The organism is Arthrobacter sp. SPT-J7, assembly GCF_059089965.1.
This window is the reverse complement of sequence record NZ_JBNHFF010000008.1, coordinates 160,887-180,937: the sequence shown is the minus strand read 5'-3', so window position 1 is coordinate 180,937 and position 20,051 is coordinate 160,887. Positions and strand designations below refer to the sequence as shown.

Sequence of the window (20,051 nt, the reverse complement as noted above, 5' to 3'; positions counted from 1 at the left end):
GGCACACTATTGAGTTCTCAAACAACAGGAGCACCCGGCACCAAGACGACCCTCACAGGCCCTCCATCGCTCCGGAGCAACTTTTCTAACTTACCCGGTTCCCGCGGCCTTTGCAAATCGCCGTTCCCGGCGGATTCAGACCCGAATCCCGGCCCCTCCAACCACCCCAGAGGCGCGTAAAACGCACCAGATCCTGGCGTATGTTCGAAGGGGGTTTGGCCGCTGTTTTCTCTGCTTCAGCAGCAGCGACTCAGAAAACAATACACCCCATCCGGCCACCCCGCAAATCACCCCCACAACCCGCCCAACACCCCCACCCGGCAACCCGCCCGGCGGCCCAAAAACCCCGCCACCACACGGAACCGCCACCCCCGACACCGCACCCCAACACAACCCGGGACCGCCACCCCGCCCCCAGGCCGCACCGTGCAGCCGCTCACAAACCCTCGCGACAAAGGCCCGCAAAGCGGAACGCTGAGCCCGGGAGACCCGGCCACCAAAGAGCCGACGCCACGCATGAGAAGCCCCGGGCCCCGATAGAGGACAACTTCCCCGCCCGGGCGTCGCTAACGTCAGCGGCTGCGGTAACCAACCTCGTCCAGGACACGAGCAATCAGCAGCTCCGGCCGGTAAGGGTCCCTCAGGATGTAGAGCACGGCCCGCGTGCGGGAGCAGGACCACGTCCGACTCAGCATCCCCGACAGCAAAGGGCGCGGACATCGCTGCCCGCGCCCTTCATGTTCATCCGACTGCCGCTGCGTTACCCAAGCGGCAGGCGGCACGCGGAGCCAAACCGCGCCCCGCCGTCGTTGTTTGCTGTTCTTTACTCGGAAATCAGATCCCGGATCACGATGGTCTGGTCACGGTCCGGACCAACGCCAATGGCGGAGAACCGCGTGCCGGACATCTTCTCCAGCGCCAGCACGTAGTTGCGCGCGTTGGTCGGCAGGTCCTCCAGCGTCTTGGCGCCGGTGATGTCCTCGGTCCAGCCGTCGAAGTACTCGAAGATCGGCTTGGCGTGGTGGAACTCGGTCTGGGTCATCGGCATTTCGTCGTGCCGGACGCCGTCCACGTCGTAGGCCACGCAGACCGGGATCTGCTCAATGCCGGTGAGCACGTCCAGCTTGGTCACAAAGTAGTCGGTGAATCCGTTGACGCGCGAGGCATGGCGGGCCAGCACGGCGTCGTACCAGCCGCAGCGGCGCGGACGGCCGGTGTTTACGCCGAACTCGCCGCCCTTCTTCTGCAGGTATTCGCCCATGTCGTCGAACAGTTCGGTGGGGAACGGGCCGGCCCCCACGCGGGTGGTGTAGGCCTTGATGATGCCCACTGCGCGGTTGATCCGGGTGGGGCCGATGCCCGAGCCAACGGACGCGCCGCCGGCGGTCGGGTTGGAGGAGGTGACGAACGGGTAGGTGCCGTGGTCCACGTCCAGGAAGGTGGCCTGGCCGCCCTCCATCAGCACCACCTTGCCCTCGTCCAGCGCCTGGTTCAGCACGAAAGTGGAGTCGATGACCATGGGGCGCAGCCGCTCGGCGAAGGACAGGAAGTACTCCACCACTTCCTCCACGTGCACATCGCGGCGGTTGTAGACCTTGACCAGCAGTTCGTTCTTCTGCCGCAGCGAGCCTTCAACCTTCTGCCGCAGGATCGATTCGTCAAAGACGTCCTGCACGCGGATGCCGAGCCGGGCCACCTTGTCCATGTAGGCGGGGCCGATGCCACGGCCGGTAGTGCCGATGGCCCGCTTGCCCAGGAAGCGTTCGGTGACCTTGTCCATGGTCTGGTGGAACGGGGCCACCAGATGGGCGTTGGCGGAGACGCGGAGCCGCGACGTGTCCGCGCCCCGGGCCTTGAGTCCGTCGATCTCCTCGAAGAGGGCCTCAAGGTTGACCACGCAGCCGTTGCCGATAATCGGGGTGGCGTTGGGGGACAGAATGCCGGCCGGCAGCAGCTTCAGCTCGTACTTCTCCCCGCCGACGACGACGGTGTGGCCGGCGTTGTTGCCACCGTTCGGCTTGACCACGTAGTCCACGCGGCCGCCAAGCAGGTCGGTTGCCTTGCCTTTTCCTTCGTCGCCCCACTGAGCTCCGACGATCACAATTGCTGGCATGGGATCCTCCCCCATTCGATGCGGCGGAAGCCCCGGACAGTCTGTACAAGAAGGAGCCGCTGCCGCGCATGAGAACGCCCCTCACTCCAAGCGGAGTATGTGGGGCTCTTACCCACCAAGTTTAGCCGATGGCCGCTAGGCGCCCTCAATCCGTTTACTCCGATGGCGATTCACGGCCGAAACCGGGATCGCGATTTCAGAGCCGCAACGGGGAGCGTGGTTTCCGGGCCTATCCGGGGAGGACGCATTCAGTGGCGAAAAGATGCAGTAAAACCGGGTGCAGGCGTGTAACTTCTCTCCAGTCGATGAAATGGGGGCGCTGTCGGTCGGTTTACCGGCGGGGGCGCGGCGGCGTCCCGGAGCAGGACGGCGGTACGGCGGCGGTAGGACGGCGGCTTCGGAGCACGACGGCGGTACGGCGGCGGCTTCGGGGTACGACGGCGGACGACGGCGGTGGGCCAGCTTGCTCTGGCCTAAGCCACCGCCGCGGGGTAGCCTGCCGATCATGGCGGCCTCTCATCCGGTGGCACGGATCGGCATTTCCGGCTGGCGGTACCCTCGCTGGCGCGGCACCTTCTATCCCAAGGGGCTGCCGCAGCGCCGTGAACTGGAATACGCCTCCAGCCGCCTGAACTCGGTGGAAATCAACGGCACGTTCTACTCGCTGCAGCGCCCCTCCAGCTTCCGTCAGTGGTATGCGGAAACGCCGCCGGACTTTGTCTTCGCGGTCAAGGGCGGGCGCTACATCACGCACCTCAAGGGACTGAAGGACGTCCGCGAGGCGCTGGCCAACTTCTATGCCAGCGGCGTGCTGGGGTTCGGCGAGAAACTCGGCCCGTTCCTCTGGCAGTTGCCCGAACGCGCCACCTACGACGCCGGAGTCATGGAGAAGTTCCTGGCACAACTGCCGCGGAGCACGCGGGCGGCCGCCGCCCTGGCCGCCGAACACACCGACAAGATGGAGGACCGCACCTGGATTCCGGACGACGGCGCCGACCGCCCGCTGCGCCACGCCGTCGAAATCCGCAGCACCACGTTCATCAACAAGGAGTTCTACGACCAGCTGCGCCGGCACAACGCAGCCTTGGTGCTCGCGGACAGCGCGGGAAAATGGCCGATGCTGCACGAGATCACGGCAGACTTCATCTATGTCCGGCTGCACGGCAAGGACGAGCTTTACGTCGGCGGCTACACGGACACGGATCTGGACCGGCTGGCCGCGGCGGTCAGCGGCTGGCTGTCCGGCTCCGGCTGTCCCGACGGCGCGGGCCGGGATGCGTACCTGTACTTCGACAACGACGCCAAAGTCCACGCCCCGTTCAACGCCATGGGGCTGGCAGAACGGCTGGGCCTGCCGGCCGGCCCCTGACGGTCAGACGCTCGGTGGGGGCACCGCCGTCGTTATGGTCCGCCGTCAAACCTCTAGCTTGCCGCCGGAGGCCTCCAGATAGCAGGTGCCGCAGAGCGACTCGTACCAGACGTCCTCGCCGTCGATGGCGACCTGCTCGCCGTCGAAAACAATCTCCCCGCCCACCCGGCGCGTGTTGAACACGGCTTTGCGTCCGCAGCGGCAGATGGTCTTCAGTTCCTCCAAGGTGTGCGCGATTTCCAGCAGTCGGCGCGCGCCCGGGAAAGCCTGGGTGCGGAAGTCGGTCCGGATGCCGTAAGCCAGCACCGGAACGTTGTCCATCACCGCAATCCGGAACAGGTCGTCGACCTGCGCCGGCTCCAGGAACTGCGCCTCGTCCACCAGCAGACAGGCCACCGGCTGGACGTCCACGTGCTCCAGCAGGGCGTCCGGATCTTCCCCGGCAGCCACCCGGCCGAAGTGTTCGCGCACCGCCTCGCCCGGCCGGATCATGAAGTCCACGTCCCGCGCCATGCCTAGCCGGGAGACGATCTTGCTGTCTCCTTTGGTGTCCAGGTTCGGTTTGGCCAGCAGCACGCGCTGCCCGCGCTCCTCATAGTTGAACGCAACCTGGAGCAGTCCGGTGGATTTTCCGGAGTTCATCGCCCCGTAGCGGAAGTAGAGCTTGGCCAACACAGTCCTTTCAAGCGGTCCCAGCAGTCGATTCTACTGAGCATGGGCCCGGGTGCACGGCAGCGACGGATCAGGGCGCGGCCTCGGCGAAACGCTTGAAACCGGCCAGTTGGCCGGAGTCTGCCTCCGCCATCGCCGTCCGGATCTGGTCCGCCATGCCGGCCAGTTCCTCGCTAATGACGACGTCGGCCGTGAGGGTCAGGCGCGTCGCCCCGCCATCTCCGTCGAGCTCGTAGCGGTAGTACGCCTGCACGTCCCCTTGGGACGAGGCAATGGTGATGCTTCGGCCGACGTCGAGCTCGCTTACCGTGCAGCTTCGATCATGTCCCTGGGAGTGGAAGTCGATGGTTTGGCCCACGACCAACGGGCCTTCGGCGTGCATCTCGCTCACCCCGGGCATCCACGCCGGCGCAGCTGCCCAGTCGGTCAGCAGTGCCCACGCCCGTGCCGGCGGCACATAGACCTGCTCGGTGACCGTGAACGCCGTGTCCGCACCCATACCTGCATCATGCCCTTCCCCACGCGGCGGCGAAAGGCCCGGCGGCGGACTGGGCGTATCGCCTGCTCCGGCCTGCGGAGTGGCGGAATGCGCGGTCCGCCGGGGCGGGCGGACCGGCGGGCCGGGCGGTCGGCCGGCGCGGCTTTCAGAACAACCAGCAGACCCTGGACTGGCAACCTTTAGGTTGCGTATTGTGGAGGCATGGACACGGTTTTTCACGCCCTCGGTCATCCGACCCGGCGGATCCTGTTGGAGGAGTTGGCCGCAGACAACGACCAGACGCTTTTCCAGCTGACCGTGAACCTGATCAACAAGCACCATCTGGAAATATCCCGCCAGGCTGTCACCAAGCATCTGGCCATTCTGCGCGAGGCCGGTTTGGTGACCGCCAGCAGCCGGGGGCGCACTACGGTGCACCACCTGGACCCTGCGCCGCTGTGCGCCGCGCGGGAATGGCTCACGCGTTTCCCGCAACCCACCACGAAGGAAGAACCATGATTGTCACCACCACAAGTATTTTCGTCGACGACCAGCAGAAGGCGCTCGAGTTCTACACCGCCAAGCTGGGCTTCCAGCTGAAGAATGACGTGCCGCTCGGCGCGGACCGCTGGCTGACCGTCGTCTCGCCCGAGGCCCCGGACGGAGTGGAAGTGCTGCTGGAACCGTCCAGCCACCCGGCGGTGAGGCCGTTCAAGGAGGCCTTGGTGGCCGACGGCATTCCGTTCAACAGCTTCGGCGTGGAGGATGTGCATGCCGAGTACGAGCGGCTCGTTGCGCTCGGAGTGGAGTTTATCCAGAAGCCTGCCGACATGGGGCCGGTCATCACCGCCGTGCTGGACGACACCTGCGGCAACCTGATCCAGATCGCCAGCACGAAGGAATAGCCGCAACGGTCAGAAGGGCCGCAGCAGGGCGACATCAGCGCGCCGTGGTCGGGGTCGACGTTGCGGCACCGTGGCTACTCGAGCACGCGCTCCCGCACCAGCGCGGAAAGCTCCTCCGCCCGGCGCACCACCCGGTCTGCCTTCTGCGTGTGGTCCCGAAGCGATTCCTGCAGGGAATCCTCCGCCATCGACGCCAAGTTGGCCTCCACGGTAATGCGTGCGGTGGCCGCGGCGGCGCGGGCCGCCTCGGCCGCTACTGCGATGTCGCTGAGCAGGTCGGATTTGCAGACATCCAGCAGCTCCTCACCCAAGCGGACGACGGCGGTGGCAAGGTCCAGCTGCGCCCTCGCCGGCAGCGTCGCTTCAACGAGTGCCTCGCGGATGGCCGCGCTGCGCTTGGCCCGTTCCTCGTCGGATCCGGACGGCAGCTTGTAGCAATCGACCACCCGCTGGAATTTCTCCTCGTCGGATTCCGCCTCGTCCATTGCGGTCCGTATCAGCTGGTCCGCCTCGGACAAAATGACTTCGAAATCTGTTTCCGAAGTTCCGGACTCGCCCTCCCCGGACTCGGCTGCCGAACCGCCTTCGCCGCTGCCTTCCGCCGGCTTGGAGAAGCTGGCAACCATGCCAATCAGCGCCGCTGCCTGCGCGGCATGGATTGCCCCGACAGCGCCGGCACCCGGCGTCGGATCGCTCGATCCGAGCCGGCCCAGATACTGCTCGATACTTTCATTTCTGCTCACGCTTCAGCCCCGTCCACTGCTGCGGCGGCTGCACTCCAGGTGTCTGCTCCCATCTCTGCATCATCCCCAACAATGCAGCGTCGCGAAAGACCCCGGCGCCGTTCAACCATTGCTTCGAGGAGTGAAAGCGGGCGCAGAAAACGGGAGCTGCCATGGCGGCGAGCTCCCGTTTTCTACCCAGCGGATTGACGAAGTCAGGCGCCTTCGATGGCCGCCTTGGCATTCGGGTCGGAATCGGCCAGGAATTTGCCGATCCGGTCCACTTCTTCGGTTTCGCCGATGGCACCGGCGGCCCGGCCCAGGGCGTACAGTGCGCGCAGGAAACCGCGGTTCGGTTCGTGCTCCCACGGGATGGGCCCGGCACCGCGCCAACCGGCACGGCGCAGCGAGTCCAGGCCGCGGTGGTAGCCCACGCGGGCGAAGGCATAGGACTCGACGGTCCGGCCCTCGGCATAGGCTTCGTCGGCCAGGATCGCCCAGACCAGCGAGGACGACGGGAACTTCGCGGCCAGGTCCACCGCTTCATCGCCGGCATCCAGGCGGGCCAGGACGTCAGTCTCTTCCGGCAGATAGGTCGGCTCGGGCCCCAGCAGGTTGGTGCGGAAAGGCTCGGTCATTTACTTCACCGACTTTCCGGCAGAGCCAAGGCGCTGGGCGGCTTCCACCACGCGGGCTGCCATGGACTTCTCGGCGGCCGCACCCCAAACACGCGGATCGTAGGCCTTCTTGTTGCCCACTTCGCCGTCGACCTTCAGAACGCCGTCGTAATTGGTGAACATGTGGCCGGCCACCGGGCGGGTGAAGGCGTACTGGGTGTCCGTGTCCACGTTCATTTTGATCACGCCGTAGGACACGGCGTCGGCGATTTCCTGCTCGGACGAGCCGGAGCCGCCGTGGAAGACCAAGTCGAACGGGTTGTCCTTGCCGATCTTCGCGCCGACCTCGGCCTGGATCTGCTTGAGCAGCTCGGGGCGCAGCTTCACGCCGCCGGGCTTGTAGACGCCGTGCACATTGCCGAAGGTCAGCGCGGTGATGTAGCGGCCCTTCTCGCCTGCGCCCAGCGCCTCGATGGTCTTCAGCCCGTCGTCCACGGTGGTGTAGAGCTTTTCGTTGATCTCGTTTTCGACGCCGTCTTCCTCGCCGCCAACGGTGCCGATCTCCACTTCCAGGATGATCTTGGCCGCGGCGGTGCGGGCCAGCAGGTCCTCGGCCACCTTGAGGTTCTCTTCAAGCGTCTCGGCCGAGCCGTCCCACATGTGCGACTGGAAGATCGGGTCTTCGCCGCGCTTCACGGCGGCCTCGGACTCCGCCAGGAGCGGCAGCACGAAGCTATCCAGCTTGTCCTTCGGGCAGTGGTCGGTGTGCAGCGCCACGTTGACCGGGTACTTCTTTGCCACCTCGCGGGCGAACGCCGCGAAGCCCAGCGAACCGGCGACCATGTCCTTGACCCCGGAACCGGACCAGTACGCGGCACCGCCGGTGGAAACCTGGATGATGCCGTCGGAACCGGCGTCGGCAAAGCCCTGCAGCGCTGCGTTGAGCGTCTGCGAGGAGGTGACGTTGATCGCCGGGTAGGCGAAGCCGCCCGCCTTGGCGCGGTCAATCATGTCGGCATAGATCTCAGGGGTTGCAACGGGCATGCTGACTCCTTGGCTAGCGATACGGATTCGAAGGCGTTGCCTCTGCGCCCATCCTATCGAGTCCGGTCCGGGAGCGGCTTTTGCGTCCGGCGGTCCCAGCGTTCGAGACGCTCAGGGCTGCCGTTCCCCGGTTGGATCCGGGCAGGTGTCTGTGAAGCCGGGTTACCTCCGCTGCCTCGCTCCCCCGTGGCGTGGCCGGTCGTGGCAAGCTGGAGTTATGACTGCAACCCCGCCGCCGTTCCACGGTCCGCGCGATCCCGGCGACGCCTGGGTGGAAGGACCGGACGGTACCCGGATGTGGGGCCGGTTCGGCTCGGCCGGGCTGCTGGCGGTGGACCGCGAGCGCGGCATCCTGCTTCAGCACCGGGCCCAGTGGAGCCATTTTGGCGGCACGTGGGGAATCCCCGGCGGCGCGCGGCACCAGGACGAGCTGGCTGTCGACGCCGCCCTGCGCGAGGCGAACGAGGAAGCCGACGTCCCGCTTGATGCGCTGGCGCCGCTGTTCACCTCGGTGCTGGATTTGGGCTTTTGGACCTACACCACCGCTGCCGCCAGAACCGTGCGGCCCTTCGAACCGGCCATTACCGACGCCGAAAGCCTTGCCCTGGCCTGGGTGCCGCTGCATGAGGTGGACGATCTGCCGCTGCACCCGCACTTCGGCGACGCGTGGCCACGGCTGCGCACCTTGCTGGAGCACCCGCCGCTGCTGATTATCGACGCCGCGAACGTGGTGGGCTCCCGACCGGACGGCTGGTGGAAGGACCGCGCCGGCGCCACCCGCCGGCTGCTGACCTCGCTGCGCACCGCACTGGAACCGGGACTTCCGGCCGACCTGCTGGCCGTGCCCGCCGGCACTGTCTGGCCGCAGACCGTCGTCGTGCTGGAAGGCGCCGCGAAGGATGCCGCCGCGGAAGGTCGCTATGAGAACGACGGCGGGGCGGCCGCCGCCCGGGACGGCGCCGCCCCGCCTGTGGCTTCCCGAAGGGACGACGGCGGGGCCACCTCCGCCGGCCAAGCGTCGGCAGCGCACCGCCGCGGCGTGCAACTGGAGGTGGCGCACGCGGCCGGGTCGGGCGACGACGCGATCGTGGTTCAGGTGGAGAAGCAGTTCGGCGACGACCCCGAGGCGTCGGTGACCGTGGTGACGTCGGACCGCGGACTGCGCGGACGGGTGGAGGACCTCGGTGCCCGGTCAATCGGCGCGGGAACGCTGCTGGACCTGCTCGACTGACCGCGGCGACTCCGGAAAGTTCCGCCCGCGCAGCACCCCAACCACCCGGGCGACGGCCGCCGGACGCACCGTTCGCTCCCACGTTTCGGACGGCCCTAAAAATGTTTCCGCACGTCAGAGGCCTGCGGGCGGCCTCAAACATGGGAAGTTACTGCCATACGTGGGAAGTTACTGCCGGCCCGGGCCCCCAGGCTGCTCCGCGAGACCAAATCCAAGCCGGCCAGCGCCCGCACCCGCCCGGCTGAGCGGGCCAGCCCTACCGGAGCCAGCCCGCCCGCAAACCTACCCGGCCGGCGTTCCCACCGGCTGGGCGAAGACGTGGCGGCGGATCCACGCGTGCATCGCGATGGCCGCGGCGGCGGAGGCGTTAATTGAGCGGGTGGAGCCAAACTGCGCGATCGACAACGTTGCGTCGGCGGCGGCGTGGACCTCCGGCGTCAGCCCGGGGCCCTCCTGACCGAACACCAGCACGGCGTTCTCGGGCAGGTCGTAGGTTTCCAGCGGCACGGAGTCGGGGAAATTGTCGATCCCGATGATCCGCAGACCCTCGCCCTGCGCCCAGGCCACGAAGTCCTCCACCGTGGGATGGTGCCTGACGTGTTGGTAGCGGTCGGTGACCATCGCCCCACGCCGGTTCCACCGCCGTCGTCCGATGATGTGCACTTCCTTGGCCATAAAGGCATTCGCGCAGCGCACCACGGAGCCGATGTTCAGATCGTGCTGCCAGTTCTCGATGGCCACGTGGAAATTGTGCCGGCGCGAGTCAAGGTCCGCCACGATCGCGTCGTGCTTCCAGTAGCGGTACTGGTCCGTCACGTTGCGGCGGTCACCGTCGGCCAGCAGTTGCGGGTCCCAGTGGTCGCCCTCCGGCAACGGCCCCTCCCACGGCCCGACGCCGATGCTCACCTCCGCGGCGCCGGTTTCGGGAGCGTCGGGGTTGGCACCGGGAGCGACCTGGTCCGCCCCCGGACCGTGCTGCTCGGCGCCCGGACCGGGCGTCCCCGGTTGCTGCCCGACGGTCAGCGGCCGCGCGGCCTCGGCTTCACCTGCGTTTTTTTCCACCCCCCAAGCCTAGGTGACAGACTGGGGCCGAACGCGCCGTCCCGCCGGCACTGGCCTGGGACATTTCGGCACTGTACCTACACTGAGACCGATACCTGCACGAAAGGGAACCATGCACCTGCAGAAGACCCGCACGCCGGCCGACATCGAGTGCTGGCTTACCGACATGGACGGCGTGCTGGTACATGAGAGCACCGCTATCCCGGGCGCAGCTGAGCTGATCCAGCGCTGGGTGGACACCTCCAAGCGATTCCTGGTGCTGACCAACAACTCCATTTTCACTCCCCGGGACATGGCCGCACGGCTGCATCAGGCCGGCCTGGAGGTGCCCGAGGAGAACATCTGGACGTCGGCGCTGGCCACCGCCCAGTTCCTGCGCAACCAGACGCCCCCTTCGGAGGGGCACGGCCGCGCGTACGTGATCGGCGAGGCCGGACTAACCACGGCTCTGCACGAGGCCGGCTTCATCTTGACCGACCGGGACCCGCAGTACGTGGTGCTGGGCGAAACGCGAACCTACTCCTTCGAAGCCATCACCAAGGCCATCCGGCTCATCCTGGCCGGCTCACGCTTTATCGCCACCAACCCGGATGCCACCGGCCCATCCAGCGAGGGATTGCTGCCGGCGACCGGAGCCATCGCGGCGCTGATCAGCAAGGCCACCAACCGCATGCCGTACATCGTGGGCAAACCCAATCCGATGATGTTCCGCTCGGCCATGAACCAAATCGATGCCCACTCTGAGACCACGGCAATGATCGGCGACCGGATGGACACGGACATCGTCGCCGGCATGGAGGCCGGGCTGCACACGGTGCTGGTCTACACCGGCATTACCCAGCCCGACGACGTGTCCCGCTTCCCCTTCCGGCCTAACCAAACTTTCGACTCTGTGGCAGAACTGATTCCGCTGATCTGATGGACACCAACACCTAGACGCCTACGGGGCCCGCGCGTAGATGGACAGGGCGCGGTAACCGTGCGCAGGTTGTGCCCCACCGGCGGGGAATGATAAGCATACTGAGTAACGACCCGCCGAAAAAGGAGTTGTACATGGCTGAACTGACCACCCCCGACGAACTTCTCGCCTTCAAGCTTGGCGTCGCCCTCCGGGCGGAAAACGACGTACTCAAGACGCTTCAGGAGAACGAAAAAGTCGCGCAGAGCCAAGAGCTGAAGGACATGCTCGGCCACCATCAGGAAGAGACCCGCGAGCAAATCACCAACCTGGAGAAGTGCTTTGCCGCGCTGGGCCAGGAGGCCAAGGAACAGCGCTCACCGGCCAGCAAGGGTCTGGCCGAAGAAGCACAGGTCGCCTTGGACAAGGTGGACAAGAGCCTGGTGGACATGGTCATCGTGGCCGGGGCATTGGACACGGAGCACCACGAGGTGGCTTGCTACACCACGCTGATCACGGCGGCCAAAGCCCAGGGACACACCGAGGTGGTGGAACTGCTCCAGCAGATTCTGGGCCAGGAGGAAAGCACGCGGGACAAGCTGACCGAGTTCGGCCGGAAGCTCGCCCAGGAAGCTGCCGCTGCCGCGAAGTAGCGCCACTGATCTAAGTCCGGACAGTTTGAGGGAGCGGCGCCGCGCAAGCGGCCCGCTCCCTTGACGCAGAAGGCGTGCGTTGCCGAAGAGGGCAACGTGCCTTGATGCTGCGTTAGAAGAACTGCGCCTTGGAGCCAGCCACCGGCAGCGGGAAGAACTCATCCTCCACTTGCTGGATGATCGGCACGTAGATCGCCGAATTCCACTGCGGACTTGCGTGGGCCGGCCGGGCCCCCTCGGTCACCAGATTGTTGGTCAGGAAGTTCGCCTCGTAGTTCACCAGCCAGCTGCGCCGGGCCGTGGTGTAGTTGATTGTTTGGTCTGCCGGATTACCCATCCACGCCATCTTGGTCTCGCCCATGCTGTGGCTGAACCGGTGCGCATCGAAGTGGTAAATGTACGAGGACTGCGACTGGATCAGCGTGCTGGAGACGGCCAGCGGGGACAACTGCTCCATGGTCTGCTCCACGATCTGCCGCCAGCTGCGTTCGTTCTTGTGCACAATCCGCTCACCCAGCTCATACCCTCCGCGCACATAACTCGGGACCCGGTAGCCGGCCTCGTACAGAAACACCACGCCTTCGAACATGGTTTTGTCCAGCACGTCGAAGCGGCTGTACGGGGAGGAGTCCATCAGGATCAGCTCCACCGGGAAGCCCTTGGCCCGCAGCCGCGCGGTCATCTCCACCGCAACCATGCCGCCGAAGCTGTGCCCGTAGAAGTAGAGCGTCTCCAAGCGGTTGTCCTGGATGTGCTTTTGCAGCACCTCGGTCAGCTCGGCCAGATCCAGTCCGCGGTTCGAATAGCCAGCCACCGCCAGCCGGCCGCGCTCCGTCAGGCCAGGGCGCAGCGAGTTCAGGATCCACAGCCCTTCCTCCCAGCTGGTCTTGTACCCCGGGAACAGCACCCAGCTGGAGCGCGGGAAGCGCCGGTCCGCGGTTTCGTCCGCCAGCGTGAGGATCTGCGCTTCATTGCGCATGCCCTGGATGGCTCGGGTGGCGGCCAGATCCGCGGCGGTGCCCAGACCGAAGGCCGCGCCGATCAGGAACGAGCGCCGCGAGACCCGGTGCAGGTCGCTGGCCAGGCGCAGCTGCCGGGCGGCCTTGTTCCTGCGTACATCCATGAGTGTGGTGGGCTGCCTGCCGCGGCTAGTCCAGGCCCAGCTCGTCCTTGCCGAAGGCGAACAGATACGGCACGCCGGCTTCAGCCTCGATGCGCTCCTTGGCACCGGTGTCGCGGTCCACGATGACGGCCACCGCCTTGATCTGGCCGCCGGCGTTGCGCACGCCCTCCACCGCGGCCAGCGCGGAGCCGCCGGTCGTGGAAGTGTCTTCCAGTACGACGACGGAGCGATCCTTCACGTCGGGGCCCTCCACTTGGCGGCCCATTCCGTAGGACTTCTGCGCCTTGCGCACCACGAAGGCGTCCACGGCGCGGCCGGCGTCTGCGGCTGCGTGCATCAGGGCGGTGCCTACCGGGTCGGCACCCATCGTCAGGCCGCCGGCCGACTGGAACTCGATGCCGGCCTCATCGAGCATGGCCAACATGACCCTGCCGACCAAGCGGGACGCTTCATGGTGCAGGGTGACCCGGCGCAAGTCGATGTAGTAGTCGGCCTCGGCACCGCTGGACAGCGTAACTTTGCCGCGCACCACGGCCAGCTCCTTGATCAGTTCGAGCAGGCGGGCGCGGTCGGCCGCTGGATCGGCCGCAGAAGTCTGGGTCATGGTCCCCAGTCTATGGGGTTGCTTCGGTGACGTTCGGAATCCGTGACGCGGGGAAGCGCAGCGCGATATTTCCTTGCCACGGGGCATCGTACGTACGCCCACCAGTGACCATTCAGGCCCGGCCTGCCATAATCAGGGCCACGCGAGCTAGGGGAGGTTTGCACAGATGGCCACCTTTGTGTTGATTCATGGGGCCGGGGATGTTGGCTGGTATTGGCATTTGGTGGAGGCGGAACTGCGTAGCCGAGGGCACGACGTGGTCGCCCCGGATTTGCCCAGCGAGGACGAAACCATGGGGCTGGACGCGACGGCAGACGCGGTAGTACGGGAGATCGGCGACCGGCAGGACCTGGTGGTCGTCGGCCAGTCGTTTGGCGGTTTCACCGCGCCGCTGATCGCTGCCCGGCTGCCGGTCAAGCTGCTGGTCTACCTTGCGGGAATGGTCCCGGCTCCCGGTGAGCGGCCTGCGGACTGGTGGGCCAATACCGGGTACAGCCAGGCTGCCGAGGAGCAGGCCGCCGTGGACGGCGGTTTGACCGGCAACTCGGACCCCTTCATCTGCTTCTACAACGGCGTCCCGCTCGAGCTGGCCGAGGAGGCCTTGAGCTATGAGCGAGGCCAGTCGGAAGCTTCCCAGACTGAGCCCTGGCCGCTGGCGGCCCACCCGGACGTGCCCACGAAGTTCATCCTGTGTAAGGACGACCGCTTCTTCCCCGCCGATTTCTTCCGTCGGGTCGTGCCCGAGCGGCTGGGCGTTGTGCCGGACGAGATCCCCGGCTGCCACTGCGTGGCGCTGAGCCACCCGCAGGAATTAGCCGACCGTCTGGAGAGCTACCTGAGCGAATAGCCGGCTAGAGTCCGCGCACCAGCAGGTTGGGGTGCAGCTGCTCCCACCCATCGGCCAGATCTTTGCTCACGTTGTATCCGTCGACTGCCAGTTTGGCCGTGACGCCGCCACCGGCGCCGCTGACCTCGATGAGGCTTGGATCGCTGGGAGTGAATTGACGGGGCAGCGTCGTCGTGCACCCGGCCACCCAGTTTGCCTCGATCTCTTGGTTAACAATGACAACGCAGAAGCCGTTCGGGGCCGTGCGAGCAGTGTAGAACGCATAATCGTCCTGCTCAGCCAGCAACCGGGCACTGTCCGGATCCGCCTCCGGCGGCAGTTCTACCTGAGCGGGAAGTTCGTCGCCCGCTGCAGGGGCTTTTGCCAAGGCAGCGACACTGGCGTTCGGGCCACCACAGCCAGCCACCGCCAGCAGTAGAGCAGCACCGGCTGCGATCTTGACCAACGTGCGCATGACTCCCCTGCCGTCCATGGATGGGCGTTTGTCTCACGCTAGCCGCGCAATTGCAGGCGGGAAAGGTTCAACAGGTTGCGAAACGATAACTTCACAAACGGGGAAGTTGGCGGCCCACGGACGCTCGTGTCGACGGCGCTCGCTTCGACGGCGACCGGTCCGGCAACGCCGTTACGCCGACGCCGCGGCCTCGATCGCTTCGGGCGAGAGCACGTGACCGATCGCCAGCGACACGGCCCCCAGCACGCCCGCTCGCTGCCCGGCCACGGACGGAGCGATCCGCAGGTGTTCGGTGGCCAGCGGCAGCGAGCGCCGGTAGACGACTTCACGGATGCCTGCGAGCAGGTGCTCACCGGCCTGCGCCAGCCGGCCGCCGATCACGATCACCGAGGGATTGACCAGGTTGACGCAGGTGGCCAGCACGTCGCCGATGTCCCGGCCGGCCTGTCGCACGGCCTGGATCGCCTGCAAGTCGCCGGAGCGCACCAGGTCAATGACATCCTGGCTGCTGTCTGCCTTCTTCCCCTCGGCCGACAACGCCGCGGCCAGCGCCGGCCCGCCGGCCAGTGCCTCCAAGCAGCCGGTGTTGCCGCAGCGGCATGCCACGCCGTCGCCGCGCGGCACCCGCACGTGGCCCAAATCCCCGGCCGTACCTTGCGCCCCGCGCTGCAACTGGCCGGAGGAAATAATGCCGGCGCCAATCCCGGTGGCCACCTTGATCAGCATCAGGTCGGCAGTGTCCGGCCAGGCCATCGCCTGCTCGCCCAGTGCCATGATGTTGACGTCGTTGTCCACCAGTACCGGTACCTTGAAGTGTTCTTGCACCAGGGCCGGAACGTCCACGCGGTCCCAGCCCGGCATGATCGGCGGGTTGATCGGCCGGCCAGTGTCATGCTCCACCGGCCCGGGCAATCCGATGCCAATCGCGCCGAGGTCGGCCGCGCTGCGGTCGGCCTGCTTCAGCAGCCGCGCCACCGCGTCGCATAGCCAGCCCAGCACGCTGTCCGGGCCGCTGGCGATGCTCAGTTCGGCGCGTTCTTCGGCCAGCACCGTGCCGGAGAGGTCGGCTACGACCACCAGCGCATGCGTGGCACCCAGGTCGGCTCCGACCACCAGCCGCGCGGCCGGGTTGAGCGCAAACAACGACGGCGGCCTGCCGCCGGTCGAGGTTGCTCCGCCGACGGGTGCGATCAGCCCCACCCGCATCAGGGCATCCACCCGTGCGGTCACCGTGGACCGGGCCAGACCGGTCAGCTGCGCCAGTTCGGCGCGGGTGCGGGGCTGACCATCTCGGAGCAGCTGGAATACCTCGCTGGCTCCTGCGGCTGGCTGCGCTGCCAGCCGCTGCGGGGCGACGTCGGACTTCAACACACTTTCAGTAGAGCATGCCCCGCTTCTGTTTGTCTCTAGGCAGACTAAGAGAACGCTTTTATCAGCTTATGTTGGACTATCGACAAAAGTATGTGACACGTGCCACAGTGGGGGCGTGGAGGGCATTGTCAGCAACGATGCGGCCGTGAGCGGCCCCAACCAGGACAAGCCTGTGCTCGAAGTGCGCGGGCTGACCAAGAGTTTCTTCGGGAATCCGGTACTGCAGGATGCGTCGCTGACGCTGCACCCGGGTGAGGTGCACGGCGTCGTGGGGGAAAACGGCGCCGGAAAGTCCACCTTGATGAAGATCCTTGCGGGGGTTTACCAGCGCGACTCCGGAACCGTCTTGCTGGGCGGGCAGAGCGTGCAGTTCGGCCATCCCACGCAGGCTCACGAAGCCGGCCTGTCCACGGTGTTCCAGGAATTCAACCTGCTGCCGGACCGCACGGTGGCCGAGAACATTTATCTGGGCCGCGAACCCCGCAAGGGCCCGCTGGTTAGCCGGGCGAAGATGAATGCCGCCACCGCGGACCTGCTGGAGTCCCTCGGCATCGGGTCCATCCGACCCACATCGCTGGCGCGGTCGCTGTCCGTGGCCGAGCAACAAATTGTGGAGATCGCCAAGGCGGTCAGCTACGACGCCCGCATCATCTCCATGGACGAGCCGACCGCCGCGTTGTCCGGCCCGGAAGTCTCCCTGCTGTACGGCATCGTCCAACGGCTGGCCGAGCGCGGCACTGGAATCCTCTACGTTTCACACCGGCTACGCGAGATCTTCGACCTCTGCCAAACCATCACCGTGCTCAAGGACGGCCGGATTGTGGACACCAAACCCGCCGCCGAGCTGGACGACGCGTCACTGGTGCGGATGATGGTGGGCCGGCCCATCTCCGCCTATTTCCCGGACAAACTCCCCGCCGTGCCGGCGTCCGAAACCGCGGCTGCCGCTCCCGGCGCAGCCGCGGCCAGCACCCCGTTGCTGGAACTGGCCGACGCCGGCAACGACCAGTTGGACGGCATCGGGCTGCGGCTGATGCCCGGCGAGATCGTCGGCGTCGCCGGGCTCCAGGGCTCCGGCCGCACCGAATTACTGCAGGCCGTGTTCGGCGCCGCACCATTCAACCGTGGCATCATGCAGCTGGATGGCCGTCCGGCCCGGCTCCGCTCGCCGCGGCACGCGGTGCGGCACGGCATCGCGCTGATCACCGAGGACCGCAAGGCGCAGGGCCTGAGCCTGAACCAGTCGCTGCTGGACAACGCGCTGGGCGTGGTCCGCGCCGTATTCCCCGGCCGCACCGCCGCCGTGCGCCGCGAGGTCGCCGGCTCGTTCAGCACCTTGGAGGTCGTTGCGCGGGACCTGGACCAGGAAGTGCAATACCTCTCCGGCGGCAACCAGCAGAAGATCGTGTTGGCCAAGTGGCTGGCGGTCTCCCCGCGCGTGGTGCTGCTGGACGAACCAACCCGGGGCATCGACGTCGGCGCCAAAGTGGCGGTTTACCGGCTGATGCGCCAACTCGCCGCCGAGGGGAAGGGGGTGCTGATGGTTTCCAGCGAGCTGCCGGAGGTGGTCGGGATGTCCGACAGGATCCTGGTGATGCGCGACGGGCGGCTCGCCGGTGAGCTCCCCGCCGGCGCCACCGAAGAGGAAATCCTGCGGCTGGCCACCGGCGCTCGGGTTCCAGGCACAACGCCCGAAGACGGCAGCACGACCGGAGGAACGGCATGACCACAACGCGCACCGCAACCCGGGCCACGCCATCACCGCAGGCCGGCGGGTTTTTTGCCAGACTGAGCTCAACCCAGATCGTCTACCTGGTGGCGCTGCTGGTCTTGATCGCCGGCAGCATCCTGGTGGCCACCACCGGCCGCAGCTTCTTCAGCCCCGGCAACATCTCGGCCATCCTGACCGGCACCAGCGTGCTGGGCTTCATCGCCATCGGCCAGACCCTGGTGATCCTGGTCGGCAGTCTCGATCTTTCCGTATCGTATGTGACCAGCCTGGCCAGCCTGATCGCCGCCGGCGTCATGGCCAACCAGAGCGGGAATGTGCCGGCCGCCGTGGCCCTGGCCCTGGGCGTCTCGGCGGTGATCGGCCTGGCCAACGGCCTGATAGTCGCCGGCCTGAAGGTGCACGGCTTCATAGCCACGCTTGGCATGGGCCTGGTGATCAGCGGTTATCTGGGCACCAACTTCAAGGGCAGTTTCGGCCAGGCTCCGCTCTCTTTCCGGCTGATCGGTGCCACCGGGCTGGGGCCGGTGCCGATCTCCACCCTGATCATGCTCGCCTGCGCCGCGCTGGTGCTGGTGATGCTGCACCGCACGCGGATCGGCCACCACATCTACGCGGTGGGCGGCGACCGGGACGTCGCCCGGATGTCCGGCGTCCGTGTTCCAGGCGCCGTGATCACCGCGCACGTGATCTGCTCGGTTCTTGCCGGCATGGCAGGTCTGCTGCTGGCCAGCAGGCTGGGCGTCGGCAGCCCAACGGTCGGCTCGCAGGGCGGCTACGACCTGCTCTCAATCGCCGCCGTCGTGCTGGGCGGAACCTTGCTGGCCGGCGGCAAGGGTTCAGTGGTCGGCACGCTGGGCGGCGTGTTGATCTTCGCGATGCTGGACAACATCATGTCCGTGCTGCAGATTAACCCGTTCCTGAAGGACGTGGTCAGGGGCGTGGTGATCGTGGTCGCCGTCGCTGTCTACGCCCGCCGCACCATCGTCACCCGGCCCCCGCGCTTCGGGCACGGCGCGCGCAGCGGTCTCCAGAAGGAGGTGCAGCCATGAGCACGATTCTGGACCCTGCAGCCGGCCGCGCGGTGCTGCAGCAGAACCGGGCCAGCCGCGGCGAACGTTTCCTGCGCGGCCTGCGGACACCCGGCGGCGGTGTCTTCGTGCTGCTCCTCGCCTTGCTGGTCGCCATCATCATCCTGAACCCATCGTTCGGCGAGCCCGAATCGCTCATCCGCTTCATCGGCCGCACCGCCCCGATTGCGATCGCCGCGATCGGGCAGTACTTCGTGATCGTCTCCGGCGAATTCGACCTGTCCATGGGGTCGGTCGTCACCATGCAGGTGATCGTGGCGGGCAACTTGATCCGCGACGACGACTCCAAGGTCATCCCGGTGCTGCTGCTGATGTTTGTCCTTGGCGCGGTGATCGGCTTGATCAACGGCTTGATCACCACGTTGCTGCGGGTGCCCAGTTTCATCGTCACGCTCGGCATGATGCTGGCGCTGCTGGGCCTGGTGCTCTACTGGACCGGCGGCGCCGCGCAAGGAAACCCGGCGGACAGTTTCCGGCAGATCGGCCGCGGCGGCATCAAGGACGTCCCGGTGCTTGAGATCATCCCCTACCCGGTGATCATCCTGACCGTGGTGGCGGTACTTGCCTTCTGGCTGATGCGCCGCCCCTACGGACGCACGCTGCTGGCCGTCGGCGACAACGACGTCGCCGCCGCGCTGACCGGCGCCCGCGTCTGGTGGGTGCGCACCCGGGCCTTCATGCTCTCCTCGCTCGCCGCCACCGTCGCAGGAATCCTGCTGGTCGGCTACGCCGGAGTCCACCCGTCGGTAGGGCGAGGCTACGAGTTCACGGCGATCACCGCCGTCGTCCTCGGAGGGGTGGTGCTGGGCGGCGGACGCGGCTGGGTGCTCTCCGCCGCGGCCGGGGCCTTCGCCTTGGAATCGCTGTTCGCGCTGCTGACCTTCATGGGCGTGGCGTCCACCTGGCGGCCCACCGTGCAGGGTGTCATCATCATCGTCGCCGTGGCTGCCGCCGCGCAGTCCTGGCAACGCAAGCGCCGCGGAGGCTCTGCGGCCGCGCAATCCGAACAACAACGAATCACTGCGGCACCAGAGCCCGCTGAGGGCACCGACAAGGGAGGGAACTGAC

Annotated in this window: 21 protein-coding genes; 10 read left to right on the top strand and 11 right to left on the bottom strand. The window is 66.8% G+C overall.

All coding sequences use genetic code 11. From position 1 onward, the window contains the following. Nucleotides 1-823: 823 nt before the first annotated feature. Nucleotides 824-2,113: an adenylosuccinate synthase gene (locus tag AC5RWX_RS14385; RefSeq protein ID WP_494097560.1), complete on the bottom strand. Its 1,290-nt coding sequence runs from the start codon at nucleotides 2,111-2,113 to the stop codon at nucleotides 824-826. Nucleotides 2,114-2,618: 505 nt separating this feature from the next. Here AC5RWX_RS14385 and AC5RWX_RS14380 point away from each other — a divergent pair. Continuing rightward, nucleotides 2,619-3,482: a DUF72 domain-containing protein gene (locus AC5RWX_RS14380; RefSeq protein ID WP_494097559.1), complete on the top strand. Its 864-nt coding sequence runs from the start codon at nucleotides 2,619-2,621 to the stop codon at nucleotides 3,480-3,482. A 45-nt stretch (nucleotides 3,483-3,527) separates the two neighbouring features. Here the strand turns inward: AC5RWX_RS14380 and AC5RWX_RS14375 are convergent, their stop codons facing one another. Next, nucleotides 3,528-4,154 (bottom strand): thymidine kinase, encoded by a 627-nt coding sequence (locus tag AC5RWX_RS14375; protein ID WP_493945089.1) that lies wholly within the window; start codon nucleotides 4,152-4,154, stop codon nucleotides 3,528-3,530. A gap of 70 nt (nucleotides 4,155-4,224) precedes the next feature. Continuing rightward, nucleotides 4,225-4,653 (bottom strand): SRPBCC family protein, encoded by a 429-nt coding sequence (locus AC5RWX_RS14370; RefSeq protein ID WP_493942175.1) that lies wholly within the window; start codon nucleotides 4,651-4,653, stop codon nucleotides 4,225-4,227. Between the two features lie 201 nt (nucleotides 4,654-4,854). On the opposite strand from AC5RWX_RS14370, the gene AC5RWX_RS14365 reads away from it, so the two are divergent. Continuing rightward, on the top strand, nucleotides 4,855-5,151 hold the full coding sequence (locus AC5RWX_RS14365) for an ArsR/SmtB family transcription factor (protein ID WP_494097558.1): 297 nt from the start codon (nucleotides 4,855-4,857) through the stop codon (nucleotides 5,149-5,151). After that, nucleotides 5,148-5,537, top strand: coding sequence for a VOC family protein (locus tag AC5RWX_RS14360; RefSeq protein ID WP_494097557.1), 390 nt, complete (start codon nucleotides 5,148-5,150; stop codon nucleotides 5,535-5,537). The genes AC5RWX_RS14365 and AC5RWX_RS14360 overlap by 4 nt, the downstream gene beginning before the upstream one ends. A 74-nt stretch (nucleotides 5,538-5,611) precedes the next feature. Here the strand turns inward: AC5RWX_RS14360 and AC5RWX_RS14355 are convergent, their stop codons facing one another. From AC5RWX_RS14355 to fbaA, 3 genes are all read right to left on the bottom strand, one after another. After that, nucleotides 5,612-6,280 (bottom strand): cyclodeaminase/cyclohydrolase family protein, encoded by a 669-nt coding sequence (locus AC5RWX_RS14355; protein WP_494097556.1) that lies wholly within the window; start codon nucleotides 6,278-6,280, stop codon nucleotides 5,612-5,614. 194 nt (nucleotides 6,281-6,474) lie between these two features. Next, the gene (locus tag AC5RWX_RS14350) at nucleotides 6,475-6,897 is read right to left on the bottom strand and encodes a DUF3151 domain-containing protein (RefSeq protein WP_493957865.1); all 423 of its coding nucleotides are present in this window, start codon (nucleotides 6,895-6,897) and stop codon (nucleotides 6,475-6,477) included. Next, the gene (gene fbaA / locus AC5RWX_RS14345; protein ID WP_493942431.1) at nucleotides 6,898-7,920 is read right to left on the bottom strand and encodes a class II fructose-bisphosphate aldolase; all 1,023 of its coding nucleotides are present in this window, start codon (nucleotides 7,918-7,920) and stop codon (nucleotides 6,898-6,900) included. 217 nt (nucleotides 7,921-8,137) lie between these two features. On the opposite strand from fbaA, the gene AC5RWX_RS14340 reads away from it, so the two are divergent. Next, entirely contained in the window at nucleotides 8,138-9,151 is a 1,014-nt protein-coding gene (locus AC5RWX_RS14340; protein ID WP_494097555.1) for an NUDIX domain-containing protein, read from the top strand. A 282-nt stretch (nucleotides 9,152-9,433) separates the two neighbouring features. Here the strand turns inward: AC5RWX_RS14340 and AC5RWX_RS14335 are convergent, their stop codons facing one another. After that, nucleotides 9,434-10,174, bottom strand: a complete 741-nt coding sequence (locus AC5RWX_RS14335) for a TrmH family RNA methyltransferase (RefSeq protein WP_494097561.1) — start codon at nucleotides 10,172-10,174, stop codon at nucleotides 9,434-9,436. A gap of 151 nt (nucleotides 10,175-10,325) precedes the next feature. On the opposite strand from AC5RWX_RS14335, the gene AC5RWX_RS14330 reads away from it, so the two are divergent. Beyond that, on the top strand, nucleotides 10,326-11,132 hold the full coding sequence (locus AC5RWX_RS14330; RefSeq protein ID WP_493945083.1) for an HAD-IIA family hydrolase: 807 nt from the start codon (nucleotides 10,326-10,328) through the stop codon (nucleotides 11,130-11,132). A gap of 134 nt (nucleotides 11,133-11,266) precedes the next feature. Then, the gene (locus AC5RWX_RS14325; RefSeq protein WP_494097554.1) at nucleotides 11,267-11,764 is read left to right on the top strand and encodes a YciE/YciF ferroxidase family protein; all 498 of its coding nucleotides are present in this window, start codon (nucleotides 11,267-11,269) and stop codon (nucleotides 11,762-11,764) included. A 112-nt stretch (nucleotides 11,765-11,876) separates the two neighbouring features. Here AC5RWX_RS14325 and AC5RWX_RS14320 read toward each other — a convergent pair whose 3' ends face one another. Together AC5RWX_RS14320 and pyrE are read right to left on the bottom strand one after the other, a co-directional pair. Next, entirely contained in the window at nucleotides 11,877-12,887 is a 1,011-nt protein-coding gene (locus tag AC5RWX_RS14320; protein WP_493945082.1) for a thioesterase domain-containing protein, read from the bottom strand. Nucleotides 12,888-12,912: 25 nt separating this feature from the next. Further along, nucleotides 12,913-13,491 (bottom strand): orotate phosphoribosyltransferase, encoded by a 579-nt coding sequence (gene pyrE / locus AC5RWX_RS14315; protein WP_494097553.1) that lies wholly within the window; start codon nucleotides 13,489-13,491, stop codon nucleotides 12,913-12,915. A 166-nt stretch (nucleotides 13,492-13,657) separates the two neighbouring features. Here pyrE and AC5RWX_RS14310 point away from each other — a divergent pair, with 166 nt between their 5' ends. Then, nucleotides 13,658-14,338 (top strand): alpha/beta fold hydrolase, encoded by a 681-nt coding sequence (locus tag AC5RWX_RS14310; protein ID WP_494097552.1) that lies wholly within the window; start codon nucleotides 13,658-13,660, stop codon nucleotides 14,336-14,338. Nucleotides 14,339-14,342: 4 nt separating this feature from the next. Here AC5RWX_RS14310 and AC5RWX_RS14305 read toward each other — a convergent pair whose 3' ends face one another. Both AC5RWX_RS14305 and AC5RWX_RS14300 read right to left on the bottom strand, forming a co-directional pair. Beyond that, nucleotides 14,343-14,792 carry a hypothetical protein gene (locus AC5RWX_RS14305; RefSeq protein WP_494097551.1) on the bottom strand — a complete coding sequence of 150 codons (450 nt, stop codon included), beginning with the start codon at nucleotides 14,790-14,792 and terminating at the stop codon, nucleotides 14,343-14,345. Between the two features lie 171 nt (nucleotides 14,793-14,963). Then, entirely contained in the window at nucleotides 14,964-16,163 is a 1,200-nt protein-coding gene (locus tag AC5RWX_RS14300) for an ROK family transcriptional regulator (RefSeq protein WP_494097550.1), read from the bottom strand. A gap of 115 nt (nucleotides 16,164-16,278) precedes the next feature. On the opposite strand from AC5RWX_RS14300, the gene AC5RWX_RS14295 reads away from it, so the two are divergent. The 3 genes from AC5RWX_RS14295 to AC5RWX_RS14285 are packed head-to-tail and all read left to right on the top strand — an operon-like array spanning nucleotide 16,279 to nucleotide 20,050. After that, a complete protein-coding gene (locus AC5RWX_RS14295; RefSeq protein WP_493945079.1) occupies nucleotides 16,279-17,889 on the top strand; it encodes a sugar ABC transporter ATP-binding protein in 1,611 nt (536 codons plus the stop codon). Next, a complete protein-coding gene (locus AC5RWX_RS14290; RefSeq protein WP_493942529.1) occupies nucleotides 17,886-18,944 on the top strand; it encodes an ABC transporter permease in 1,059 nt (352 codons plus the stop codon). The genes AC5RWX_RS14295 and AC5RWX_RS14290 overlap by 4 nt, the downstream gene beginning before the upstream one ends. Continuing rightward, nucleotides 18,941-20,050 carry an ABC transporter permease gene (locus AC5RWX_RS14285; protein ID WP_493945078.1) on the top strand — a complete coding sequence of 370 codons (1,110 nt, stop codon included), beginning with the start codon at nucleotides 18,941-18,943 and terminating at the stop codon, nucleotides 20,048-20,050. Before AC5RWX_RS14290 ends, AC5RWX_RS14285 begins: the two co-directional genes overlap by 4 nt. The last annotated feature ends 1 nt before the right edge of the window (nucleotide 20,051 follow it).

Coding starts and splice junctions, on each gene's coding strand:
- pyrE (WP_494097553.1), bottom strand. CDS start 13,491: ATGACCCAGACTTCTGCGGCCGATCCAGCGGCCGACCGCGCCCGCCTG.
- AC5RWX_RS14360 (WP_494097557.1), top strand. CDS start 5,148: ATGATTGTCACCACCACAAGTATTTTCGTCGACGACCAGCAGAAGGCG.
- AC5RWX_RS14340 (WP_494097555.1), top strand. CDS start 8,138: ATGACTGCAACCCCGCCGCCGTTCCACGGTCCGCGCGATCCCGGCGAC.
- AC5RWX_RS14320 (WP_493945082.1), bottom strand. CDS start 12,887: ATGGATGTACGCAGGAACAAGGCCGCCCGGCAGCTGCGCCTGGCCAGC.
- fbaA (WP_493942431.1), bottom strand. CDS start 7,920: ATGCCCGTTGCAACCCCTGAGATCTATGCCGACATGATTGACCGCGCC.
- AC5RWX_RS14380 (WP_494097559.1), top strand. CDS start 2,619: ATGGCGGCCTCTCATCCGGTGGCACGGATCGGCATTTCCGGCTGGCGG.
- AC5RWX_RS14290 (WP_493942529.1), top strand. CDS start 17,886: ATGACCACAACGCGCACCGCAACCCGGGCCACGCCATCACCGCAGGCC.
- AC5RWX_RS14285 (WP_493945078.1), top strand. CDS start 18,941: ATGAGCACGATTCTGGACCCTGCAGCCGGCCGCGCGGTGCTGCAGCAG.
- AC5RWX_RS14310 (WP_494097552.1), top strand. CDS start 13,658: ATGGCCACCTTTGTGTTGATTCATGGGGCCGGGGATGTTGGCTGGTAT.
- AC5RWX_RS14385 (WP_494097560.1), bottom strand. CDS start 2,113: ATGCCAGCAATTGTGATCGTCGGAGCTCAGTGGGGCGACGAAGGAAAA.
- AC5RWX_RS14365 (WP_494097558.1), top strand. CDS start 4,855: ATGGACACGGTTTTTCACGCCCTCGGTCATCCGACCCGGCGGATCCTG.
- AC5RWX_RS14350 (WP_493957865.1), bottom strand. CDS start 6,897: ATGACCGAGCCTTTCCGCACCAACCTGCTGGGGCCCGAGCCGACCTAT.
- AC5RWX_RS14330 (WP_493945083.1), top strand. CDS start 10,326: ATGCACCTGCAGAAGACCCGCACGCCGGCCGACATCGAGTGCTGGCTT.
- AC5RWX_RS14325 (WP_494097554.1), top strand. CDS start 11,267: ATGGCTGAACTGACCACCCCCGACGAACTTCTCGCCTTCAAGCTTGGC.
- AC5RWX_RS14305 (WP_494097551.1), bottom strand. CDS start 14,792: ATGCGCACGTTGGTCAAGATCGCAGCCGGTGCTGCTCTACTGCTGGCG.
- AC5RWX_RS14370 (WP_493942175.1), bottom strand. CDS start 4,653: ATGGGTGCGGACACGGCGTTCACGGTCACCGAGCAGGTCTATGTGCCG.